At 34.3% G+C, this 10,690-nt stretch carries 11 protein-coding genes; 3 read left to right on the top strand and 8 right to left on the bottom strand.

The window, feature by feature from the left end:
• Positions 1 to 209: 209 nt before the first annotated feature.
• The 3 genes from AFK68_RS25630 to cysC all read right to left on the bottom strand — a co-directional run bounded on the left by AFK68_RS25630 (position 210) and on the right by cysC (position 2,652).
• The gene (locus tag AFK68_RS25630) at positions 210 to 1,667 is read right to left on the bottom strand and encodes an SLBB domain-containing protein (RefSeq protein WP_246844462.1); all 1,458 of its coding nucleotides are present in this window, start codon (positions 1,665 to 1,667) and stop codon (positions 210 to 212) included.
• Positions 1,668 to 1,777: 110 nt separating this feature from the next.
• Positions 1,778 to 2,065, bottom strand: coding sequence for a hypothetical protein (locus tag AFK68_RS25625; protein WP_094676217.1), 288 nt, complete (start codon positions 2,063 to 2,065; stop codon positions 1,778 to 1,780).
• Positions 2,066 to 2,088: 23 nt separating this feature from the next.
• Positions 2,089 to 2,652 (bottom strand): adenylyl-sulfate kinase, encoded by a 564-nt coding sequence (gene cysC, locus AFK68_RS25620; RefSeq protein WP_256386654.1) that lies wholly within the window; start codon positions 2,650 to 2,652, stop codon positions 2,089 to 2,091.
• A gap of 349 nt (positions 2,653 to 3,001) precedes the next feature.
• On the opposite strand from cysC, the gene AFK68_RS25615 reads away from it, so the two are divergent.
• From AFK68_RS25615 to hetR, 3 genes are all read left to right on the top strand, one after another.
• Positions 3,002 to 3,223, top strand: a complete 222-nt coding sequence (locus AFK68_RS25615) for a hypothetical protein (RefSeq protein ID WP_094676213.1) — start codon at positions 3,002 to 3,004, stop codon at positions 3,221 to 3,223.
• A 1-nt stretch (position 3,224) separates the two neighbouring features.
• Positions 3,225 to 3,347: a hypothetical protein gene (locus AFK68_RS43625; RefSeq protein WP_256386653.1), complete on the top strand. Its 123-nt coding sequence runs from the start codon at positions 3,225 to 3,227 to the stop codon at positions 3,345 to 3,347.
• 1,271 nt (positions 3,348 to 4,618) lie between these two features.
• Positions 4,619 to 5,524, top strand: coding sequence for a heterocyst differentiation master regulator HetR (gene hetR / locus AFK68_RS25610; protein WP_094676221.1), 906 nt, complete (start codon positions 4,619 to 4,621; stop codon positions 5,522 to 5,524).
• 668 nt (positions 5,525 to 6,192) lie between these two features.
• Here hetR and AFK68_RS35535 read toward each other — a convergent pair.
• The 5 genes from AFK68_RS35535 to AFK68_RS25590 all read right to left on the bottom strand — a co-directional run bounded on the left by AFK68_RS35535 (position 6,193) and on the right by AFK68_RS25590 (position 10,343).
• On the bottom strand, positions 6,193 to 6,498 hold the full coding sequence (locus AFK68_RS35535) for a hypothetical protein (protein ID WP_143438252.1): 306 nt from the start codon (positions 6,496 to 6,498) through the stop codon (positions 6,193 to 6,195).
• Entirely contained in the window at positions 6,447 to 6,665 is a 219-nt protein-coding gene (locus tag AFK68_RS25605) for a hypothetical protein (RefSeq protein WP_094676211.1), read from the bottom strand. The genes AFK68_RS35535 and AFK68_RS25605 overlap by 52 nt, the downstream gene beginning before the upstream one ends.
• A gap of 678 nt (positions 6,666 to 7,343) precedes the next feature.
• Entirely contained in the window at positions 7,344 to 7,664 is a 321-nt protein-coding gene (locus AFK68_RS25600; protein WP_094676209.1) for a hypothetical protein, read from the bottom strand.
• 478 nt (positions 7,665 to 8,142) lie between these two features.
• Positions 8,143 to 8,496, bottom strand: coding sequence for a hypothetical protein (locus tag AFK68_RS25595; protein ID WP_094676207.1), 354 nt, complete (start codon positions 8,494 to 8,496; stop codon positions 8,143 to 8,145).
• Between the two features lie 308 nt (positions 8,497 to 8,804).
• Entirely contained in the window at positions 8,805 to 10,343 is a 1,539-nt protein-coding gene (locus tag AFK68_RS25590) for a hypothetical protein (RefSeq protein WP_094676205.1), read from the bottom strand.
• Between the last annotated feature and the right edge of the window lie 347 nt (positions 10,344 to 10,690).

Genomic DNA, 10,690 nt, shown 5'->3' with positions numbered 1-10,690 from the left:
CCTGACTCCTAACTACCACCACAACATTATAAATAATATAGCAATCCTCCGCATATTCGTGGCAAAAATATTACAGCTTTTTAGGGAAAACTTAACTCGGAACAGGTAACAAGTCAGAGTTTCAACTTTTTTATTTACTTTTTAATTCCCCGCAACCTATGCGCGGATTGCTATATTCCCTATTCCCTATTCCCTACTCCCTAAATTAATCAAAAAATATCAAAAAATATTCCTAAAATTCTATTAATTGGACTGAAAGGAGCTAACACCCCTCCCACATTATCAGTAAAGGTTGCTCTACCAGAACGACCAACTACAATTACATCATTATTCAGCAAAGTTGGATTAGTTTCTTCATTAACTTTTGCCGAAAAATCTACTTGTACTTTTCGCCGAGTAACTGTACCATTAGGATTAAGACGAATAAGTTCTATTTCTTCTGTTTTTGCTCTTGCTGGATTAAAACCTCCTGCTGCTAATAAAGCTTGATTAAGTGTACTATTAGGAGTAACAAAAACTGTTCCAGGCTTAACTACTTCTCCAATAACATTAATTTTGAGATTACCAGGAGAAAAACTTGAAGCAGTAACTTCAGCTAACTCATCTAAATTAACTTCATCTGCTACTGGTACATAAATTGTATCTCCTGATTCTAATACTATATCTTGACTTAAATCCCCACTTTGTAGTAGTTCCCAAAGATTTACTTTAATAACTTGCTCAGTACCAGCGCGAGTTAACCGACGCACCCTAATTTGCCGAATATCCGCTGTTGAAGTAATACCCCCTGCCATTTTAATTGCTTTCGTAACAGTATGCAGCGTCGTATTCTCAGGAAGTGAAATATTTCTATCTGCCTCACTAGAGTCTAAATTTTCTTCTATAGGCAAAACTTGACTTTGGTCAATATCTGTTTCTAATATATAAGGACCAGGCCGTGCCACTTCTCCAACCACTGCAATGTTGATAGGTTGAGTATTAGTACCAGCAAAATTAGCGCTTGCTAATTGATTTGACTCTACTGGATTAACTTCTGTAATACTAGGAACAAATAAAGTATCTCCATCCCGCAAAGAAATATCTTGGACTAAATTGCCATTTTGTAAAAGTTCCCATAAATTAATGTTAATTACTTGTTCTGAGGCGTTAAGTTGGAGGCGACGAATTTTGATTTGTCTGATGTCTGCTGAAGTTGTTACTCCACCAGCTACCTGTAATGCTTTAGTTACTGTAGGTAGTTGAGTCCCACTTTTACTATCACCACCTTGACTAACTATCGGCGAAATGGTATATGAACCAGGATGTTGAACTTCTCCGGCGATCGCTATTTTTAATGGACGTGCTGCTAATAGATTAAGGTTAACTATAGGTATTTGTAGATACTCACCGTATTTTTCTTGAATTAATTCTTTTGCTCCCTCTAAAGTCATTCCCTGAACAGACACATTACCTATTAATTGTAGGTTGAGAGTCCCATCAATTTGCACTTGATGTTGGCCATTTTCCCCACTATACTCTGGTAGGTTAAAGATGTCTATTTGAACACGATCGCCTGGGCCTAATGTATATCCTTTGGAATTTGGTAAGGGTATTTCTGGTTCAGGAATCAATATTGGTTCTGGGGGTGGAGGTAGGAGAGGTGGTTGTGCTTCTATACCTTTAGGCAAAGGTTCTGTTAGTTTTGGTAAGGTTGAAGTTTCTTGTGTTGTTTGGTCTTCCTGAGAGAGGAGTTGAGCTTGTGCAGAATATGATACTCTCCAGTAACTGCATAATATAACTATTGTTCCATAACTTTTTCTGGTTCAGGAATCAATATTGGTTCTGGGGGTGGAGGTAGGAGAGGTGGTTGTGCTTCTATACCTTTAGGCAAAGGTTCTGTTAGTTTTGGTAAGGTTGAAGTTTCTTGTGTTGTTTGGTCTTCCTGAGAGAGGAGTTGAGCTTGTGCAGAATATGATACTCTCCAGTAACTGCATAATATAACTATTGTTCCATAACTTAAAATTTTGGATAAAGATAATATTTTGCTAATTACATCTTCTTGATTTTTTGATTCTTGCTGCTTCATTGCTCACTTCCTCCCTATTTTTTTTAACTCAAATAACCTAATTTTTCTAGACTACTAATTATATGAGCTACGCTTTCGTCTAAAGTTTCTTTATCTGTGTAGCAAGTAATTTCTGGATTTTCTGGTGGTTCGTAAGGATCATCAATACCAGTAAACTGTTTAATTTCTCCAGCCCTGGCTTTAGCATATAAACCTTTAACGTCACGTTTTTCACATACTTCTAAAGGTGCATTTATATAAACTTCTATAAAATTTTCATCCATTTCTCTAATTTCATTTCGTATTGCTTTGTAAGGGCTAATTGCTGCCGTAATCCCTACCACTCCATTTCTACTTAGGAGATGAGCTACAAATCCAATTCGCCGGATATTTATATCTCGGTCTTCTTTACTAAAAGTCAAACCTTTTGATAAATTTTCTCTAACTATATCTCCATCTAATATTTCTACTTTCCGACCTCTTTCTTTTAATTTTTCTGCCACAACCCTACTGATAGTTGTTTTACCGGCACCACTTAACCCTGTAAACCAGAGAATGAATCCTTTTTCCATTTTTACTTGATTTTTGTGAGTTTTTACTGAATATATATTCTACTTCAATTAGTGAATTATATAGAATCTTTTGTAAGTAAATTTTTCGGCAGGGATCGGTGAGATTAGGCCATTAATCTCTGATACTTCTGTTTAGTTGTGATGGTTAAAACACCGGATAATAATCACGATAAAGTTTGAACTTTGCTTTTTAATTTGAGAATCTAATCTGTAGGTTGATTTAAGTCTTAACTTTACATCTACAATTTGGGAATAAATCCAGTTTAATATATTAGTCCGCCACACCCTTTTCTATAGATTGAACTAACAAATTATTTGTTAACTATCCTGATTTTATCTTCAATATCCGTATCAGAGAATAGATACTCTTACATGGATATGACCTATGCAAAGTTATACAGCGATCGTTTTCTCGTTTTTATTATTACTTGGTAATGCTCCTAGTAGCGCTGCTCTAATGACTGGAAATGAACTTGAATTATCTGCAACATTTTTCAGAGGCTCTGCTCAAAACCGTCACGGAAGAGAAACAACTCCTGAGAGAAGACCAAGACGAAGCTTTGTTAGCACAATCTGTACTTCTGGGCTAGATAATCAGGAAATTTGAAATGAACTTGAATTATCTGCAACATTTTTCAGAGGCTCTGCTCAAAACCGTCACGGAAGAGAAACAACTCCTGAGAGAAGACCAAGACGAAGCTTTGTTAGCACAATCTGTACTTCTGGGCTAGATAATCAGGAAATTTGTCCTCATCGTGGTAGTGGACGCTAAAACTATTTCCTGCTTTTTAAGTTTCAGGAGGAAATTGAACTTTTGTCAAAGTTATTTGGGCTTTTAGATTGAGAATGTTGCTTCTATGTTCTATGTTCCATCTATGAACATTATAATGTGAAAAATTAGCTAAAATTTGGGTTTAAAGCCTTGCTATTCAATAGATGACTTATTTTCTTAAGTCTTTAGAAAAAGGGTATAAGGTATCCACCGCTCTAAAAATCTGGTGCAGGGTGGTGAAAATAATCCGTCAGTTAAAAAATCCTCAAAACCTATACCAATCAAAAGTATGGATTTTAAAATTTTAATGACTTCTAATGAGTGGCAGTAGTTATTTGACTGATAATTTTGAAATTCTAAAGTTTGTCTTTGCTTAAACTTGGGGTCTAGATTTACCAATGGATAATTGATAATTAATCAATTCGGCTTTATTGCCCTATATTTCCAGAGAAAAGCTAGGAGATTTCCTTATCTTCAATGAACCTATCCCACTAATAATATTTTTGCACTAAAGCCCAAATATTGTTAAAAATAAAAACGAAAAATCCAGCTTTTCAGGAAAATTTTACTTAAGTAAATAAGCATTTTTAGAATAGTGGGATAGGTTGATCCTCTCGGTTTTCATTGAGGAATTATCCATTATCCATTAATGAGAGGTTACTCATTTGAGATGGTAAGCAAATAGCTTGGGTAGATGAGCATCTCTCAATGAAGGATATGGGCAAGGTATTTAATTTAAGTAAGCTCTATAGACTAGGAATGTTGCATGGCAGAATAATCTCTTTGACTACTTATTGGCCATTTTGAGTTGGCCTAACTTTAACTCTAAAGCTAAGAGACAGGATACTATGTCAAAGTCAGATTATTAATTGAATATGTTATGCTATTATCAATTATGTCTGTCAGCAAACAGTACAAAGGGTGCAAAAATCTACTAAGATAACAGACCAGTTAATTACTGTGACCATCATCACACCAAACGCGAAAAAATCTCAAGAAGATATCTTTAAAGACCTAAATATCAACTCTAACTGTAGGGCTTGTCATAATTAACAATAAACTACAGCTAACGTATAAGAGAAAATTTCGCGTAATTCGTGCTATTGGTTAGTGTAACAGTTATAGCTGACTGACTTTCTGGCATTGAAATATTATCATAGTCAGCATATTTTTAATTGTTAATGGAGGAGGATAGAATACCTCCTTAGTTTTGTTATTTTGGGGATTATAATGAAAAGCGATACCGATCTGATTAATAGCCTTAGCCCCAGCGCTATGGATCAGATTATGTTATATCTAGCGTTTAGCGCCATGAGGACGAGTGGGCATCGTCATGGAGCTTTTTTAGACGCAGCGGCAACGGCAGCTAAATGTGCCATTTATATGACCTATATTGAACAAGGTCAAAATCTGCGCATGACCGGACATCTGCATCACATCGAACCTAAAAGAGTTAAGGTCATTGTGCAGGAAGTAGAAGAAGCACTTACAAAGGGTAAATTGCTAAAAATGTTGGGTTCTCAAGAACCTCGCTATTTGATTCAGTTTCCCTATGTATGGTTAGAACAGTATGCTTGGATACCTGGACGTTCCCGACTTCCTAATAGTAATCTTACTACAGAAGAGAGGCGATATATAGAAACTAAACTGCCTTCAAATATGCCTGATGCTAGATTGATTAATTCTTTTCAGTTTATGGAATTAATCGAGTTCTTGCATAGGCGTTCTCAGGAAGATTTACCACCAGAACGCCGGATGCCTCTGAGTGAAGCTTTGGCCGAACATATTAAGCGTCGTTTGATTTATTCTGGTACGGTGACAAAGATAGATTCTCCTTGGGGAATGCCTTTTTATGCTCTAACTCGTTCTTCTTATTCTCCAGAGGATCAAGAGGAACGTACTTATATAATGGTTGAGGATACAGCTCGCTATTTCCGCTTGATGAAGGACTGGGCGGAAATTAATAATAGTAATAAGGTAATGCGTATTTTGGAGGAGTTTGATATTTCTCCCGATCGTTTTGAGCAGGCTAAGGAAGAGTTAGATGAAATAATTAGACATTGGGCTGATAGGTATCATAAACCAGGTGGCAAACAAATGGTGGTACAGATGGTTTTTGGACCAAAGGATGATTAGTCTAATTACTTGCTAGCTTTGATAGCTTAGGAGTTAGAAGTTTTTCTAGCCCCTAATCTGAATCTGTTTTAATTTTAGTTATTTTGAATTTATTCTTTAGTGATTAAGTTTTTAATAATCTTGATGACCTCAATTAATCTAATTTGAAGGTGCAGGGTTTTGACTAAACTTGATTCAAAGTTAATAGTTAGTTTAATTGAAAATAACTTATCATACAACTAAACAGGGTTGCATCTTGACTTTTTTTTACTATTAGGGATGAAATAGATTGGGTTAATGGGATGCTATCTAGTCATTAATTTTGTTGTCTTTTGTGCTTCATACAAAAGAGGTTTATTAGATTTATAATTTTGAGTAATTTTTCATTATTAAGTAGTCGTGCTTTTAGGAATTTCCTATTTGAAAGAGGGAACACTTAACTGGGAACAGAGAGTTAATATAATGTGTAATTAATTTTGCTTATGAACTTAAATATTTAAGGTTTAATTTTATTGATTAAGTAGCATTATTTTCTATAATTTCCTTCAGCATATTCTAGTAATTCTTCCCAACTCATTCTACTCACTTTCCGCAACTCAATACTTTTTCCACTTCTAAAAAAGATTGTAGCTTTGGTTCCTATAATAGTTTCTTGAATATCAACTACTAGATAATTACGGTTATCTCTTCTATTCTAGTAATTCTTCCCAACTCATTCTACTCACTTTCCGCAACTCAATACTTTTTCCACTTCTAAAAAAGATTGTAGCTTTGGTTCCTATAATAGTTTCTTGAATATCAACTACTAGATAATTACGGTTATCTCTTCTCCAGTGAACTTCCGCTTCATCCCACCACTTCATTCCTTCACTTTTAAATATTGGGTTTTCTATCCAGTTATCATTCCATCGGTAGGGATGCCAATTGTTTTTAATTGCTTTGATTAAAAAACTATTTGGTGAACCAAAAAATCTTCCCCATGATTTTGTTTCCAATACCAATAAGATATAGTGGATATAAAAGCATATTCCAAATCCCGATAACAGCAATAAATTGCTTCTTCTACATCTGAATTCAAAAAATATACACCAATTATAGTCAAAGCTGGAGCATACTTTTTTATTAGTTCTTGGATACCTTCATCTAATTCTAAGTATAGCAAAATTCAACCTCCATTTAATTGAATTCTCGTGTTTGACATAGTTCTACCGATGAAATTACAGGAATTGGTGAAGACCTTAAGTGTGGAGTAGATAACTCCTCATCTGTTACTATAATTGGTTCAACTTTCCAATTTAGATTAGGGTCTACACTAAGTCAGGTTAATACTTCTTGTAGATGATTATTAACCCATTTAACTCTTTGTTGATGATGTTCAATAGCAGGTTTTTCCTTACTTTTACCGAAAAATTGTGGGTATGCGCCTCCCCTGGGATAGGGGATAAAAAAAGAACATATTCCTTATTTCAATCCCGAAGCTTTCCTACGGAATGCTGCGCAAACAGCTAGAGGTACTGATAACTGTTAACGCAGTTCCTCTGCAAGAGGCTAACTGTTAACGCAGTTACGACCATAGGAGGCTAACTGATAACTGAAATGACCTTTGCCTTTTCCTATAAATAAATTATCTAATTCATTTTTCATTTGGTGTGGAGCACGAGCCATTGAAAAATTTTTACATTCAACTATTTTAATACATAAATTTTTAGGGTCAGCTACTAAGACATCTATATCACCTAACGGTTTTCCTTTTTGTTCCTCAATCTTAATTTCACCAATTTTTTTAACCTGCCGACATACTATTAGTTTTGAATCTTTTTCAAACCAATCAGCTATTCTATTATTGAAGTTTTTTAGGGTCAGCTACTAAGACATCTATATCACCTAACGGTTTTCCTTTTTGTTCCTCAATCTTAATTTCACCAATTTTTTTAACCTGCCGACATACTATTAGTTTTGAATCTTTTTCAAACCAATCAGCTATTCTATTATTGAAGTCTTCTCCTGCTTGGTTTGTTATCTTACTGATTATTTCTTTCATTTCTTTACTTTTTGCTTGAAGTCTTCCAGTCAAACAAAATTGAATGAGGTATTCTTGTACTTCATATAAATGACGAATTCCCCAAATAATTTCTATTTTATTATTTTTTTGACGCAGCAAAAAAGGACGACGTCATTTCAGTTATCAGTTAGCCTCCTGCGGAGGAACTACGTTAACAGTTAGCCTCCTGCGGAGGAGCTGCGCTTTTTCGCATAGGGAATGCTCCGCTTTCCATGTCGCGCAGCGTTAACGTTTGCGTAGCATTCCGATAGGAAAGTTGTGCGGAACGCTAAACAGTTATCCGCTTTCCATGTCGCGCAGCGTTAACGTTTGCGTAGCATTCCGATAGGAAAGTTGTGCGGAACGCTAAACAGTTATCAGTGAACCTCCGACTTAAAGTCGGAGGCTTGAAATACTGAGTTAAATATTTCTCTTGGTCGATTGGATATGGCGTTAGCGAAGCGGCTCTGCACTCTTCGGGAAACCTCGCCATCCCATCCTGACGGAATGCTCCGCAAACGACCGCTTTTTCATCCCCTTAAAAGGGGAGGCGCATACCCTCATTTTTTGGTAAATACGACAATAAACGATTAAATTTTCAAGGGTAAACATCTCTTTTCTCAAAAGTTTCATCGGGTTTAAGAAAGTCAGAATGCTGAGAAAGAGATAGTAGTTCAATTGCTTTAGTAACTTTCTCTTCATTCCAATTTAATTGTGTCGCTAAACGAGTAATAAAATTTTCTAAAGGGAGACAAATAACAGTGGGGTGAATTTTTTTTCCAATATTAATAGCTTCTCCAAGTAGTTCGCATATTTTTGTTATTGAATAACCAAATTCAATTGAAGCTGCTGCGTCTATTTTTTTCTTAAATTCTAGTACCTCAGTAGGTATTTGTGGAGTTTTCCAATATCTCTCAAATGATTCTGTTATTCGAGTTGTTTCACCACTCATAAAAATTGATAGATGAGTTTCTCTTGCTTTTTCATATTCTGTTGTATCTGTTCCTAATCTGCCAGAAGGTAAGATAGAAAGTTGAAAATCAGCTAATGAAAAATTAATTAAATCACTTTTAAATCCAAAGTTAATAATTTGATAGGCAAGAGCTTTTCATTAATTGATAATTGATAATGGATAATTGATAATTACAAGAAGGTTAAAACCGTTACGGAATTGAAGATAAGGAAATATCCTAGCACTTTTTTCCCCTATCCAAGGGGAGGCTTCAAGGCGCGAATTATTTAATTATTAATTATTAATTATTAATTATTCGGTAAGCGATCGTAAATACTCAGACTAAAAGCTCTTATACCAGTAGGAGGTTGAGCTACTACATATTCAATTATAAATCGACTTGCTAATGCAGTTTGATTATTTTCTAACATTTCCTTTTGAATATTTTTATACCTTTCAGGAATTGAACTGAAACAAGCTAACCGAGTTGGTATAGTTAAGCGATGCTCGTTTACTTGATGTACTATTGCTTCATGGTAACTAATTAAATTTTCTAGAAGATTTTCAGGATTTAATGAAGCAACTAATTTTTTTAATTTGCTATAAAAGAAACCAAAAACTTCATTATTCAAAAATTTTGTTCGTTCGTTTTCAGGAATTTTTCCTTGTGGATATTTCTTGACTGAATTTAGATAATCACCAAGGTCATCTAAAAGTTTATTTATATCTGCTTTTTGTACTTTTTGATATGCGGGTAGTTTCTTTGGATCGAGTTCGGGGTTAATGGAACTATCCAAATAAATAATTTGCTTTTTAAGACCAAGGGGAGGATGAATTTCAATAATTTTAGAGATTATTTCATCAGATAAATTTTCCTGTTCTTGTTCTGGTAGTAATTCTCGGAAACCTGTCAAAATATATTTCATCATTTCTCTTTCTGCACTATTATCAACTTGTAAAAAGTTTCTGGATGCTTCTGGCAATATCGTTACATTTATAGTTCCTGAACTTGTATCAACTGTAATATTTATTGGTGTTATGTCTTCTGAAAAATTTTGTCGTTTATTTGCTTCAAACCATGTTTTGCTAGATGGTAAAGATAGCTGAATAATAATCACGCGATATTGAGAAACAAGGGATTGGATAATTGGATTAAGTGACGGATTAAATTGCCATAACCAATATGCAATGGCAACTAAAAATTCCCTGTATAAATTATTAACTTCCTCTTGATTTTTCTGAATAATCCAAACATATAAAGGTAATGCTTCTAGAAGACAAGTTAGTGGTTGAGGTATTGTACTTAGAAAACTTCTAGGAATATAAATTGGAATCTCTCGTGTACTATATAATAAAGTTACTTCGGTGAAATAATTAGGTATATATGAAGGTACTGCATGATAGTCTCGTTGATTTATAACTTCCTGACGTAATTCTCCAGCACCGTCTTGAATAAAAATATCTTTATTGACGATACTTTGATCGGATAAATAATAACTATAGTCATTTTTTATATAATGAAATAAATTATTTAGCTCGTTGAATGAAACAAAATTTGCTTGTTGTTTAAGTCGCGAAATTGATATAGCGTATTTCCAAAGTACAAGTGATTTACCACCTTCTAATAATGTTATGGTTTCTAGGTCTGATGCGAATAAACCAATGGATAATAATGACTCTATTTTTGGCTGGTTAAAAGAAACTACTATCTGACGTCCTACACCTTGAAATACTGATAAAAATAAAACTTCATTAATACCTGATAAATTAGTAAAAGTATACTTATATATCTCTTTGATGTGAGGTTCTAGTTTTGTTTCTATATTATTCAGATTCCAATATGCCAAAGGTTGTTTAGAGTCATAACTATCTAATGAATCACTAACTAAACTTACATAAGCTAATTTATCTATATCAAATTGAAAAAAAGCATCTTGAAATAATGGAGTTTCAGGAATCTTAGGAGTTGATATTTTAGTTCGATAATTATTGATATAATACCATTTTGAAAAAAGAATGTTACGAATAGTAAGAGCGATAAAAAGACTTCACAGGAGATGTCCCTTGAACAAAAAATATGATGTATGACCTAAAAAACTATATTAAAGCCATTCCCATGCGACTCCGTACGGACGCCCTTATGCAACGTCCCTACCTCCTGACTCCTAAAAATTACCCTAGCTATTTGTAGCAA

It is taken from the genome of Hydrocoleum sp. CS-953 (assembly GCF_002260545.1).
Taxonomy (GTDB): Bacteria; Cyanobacteriota; Cyanobacteriia; order Cyanobacteriales; family Microcoleaceae; genus Trichodesmium.
Note: the sequence above shows the minus strand (reverse complement) of the source record. Positions and strands in the feature narration are given on the sequence as shown.

What these genes read in the sequence shown, in the direction of transcription:
- hetR (WP_094676221.1), top strand. Translation starts at nt 4,619, where the DNA reads ATGAAAAGCGATACCGATCTGATTAATAGCCTTAGCCCCAGCGCTATG.
- AFK68_RS43625 (WP_256386653.1), top strand. Translation starts at nt 3,225, where the DNA reads ATGAACTTGAATTATCTGCAACATTTTTCAGAGGCTCTGCTCAAAACC.
- AFK68_RS25595 (WP_094676207.1), bottom strand. Translation starts at nt 8,496, where the DNA reads ATGAGTGGTGAAACAACTCGAATAACAGAATCATTTGAGAGATATTGG.
- AFK68_RS25615 (WP_094676213.1), top strand. Translation starts at nt 3,002, where the DNA reads ATGCAAAGTTATACAGCGATCGTTTTCTCGTTTTTATTATTACTTGGT.
- AFK68_RS25625 (WP_094676217.1), bottom strand. Translation starts at nt 2,065, where the DNA reads ATGAAGCAGCAAGAATCAAAAAATCAAGAAGATGTAATTAGCAAAATA.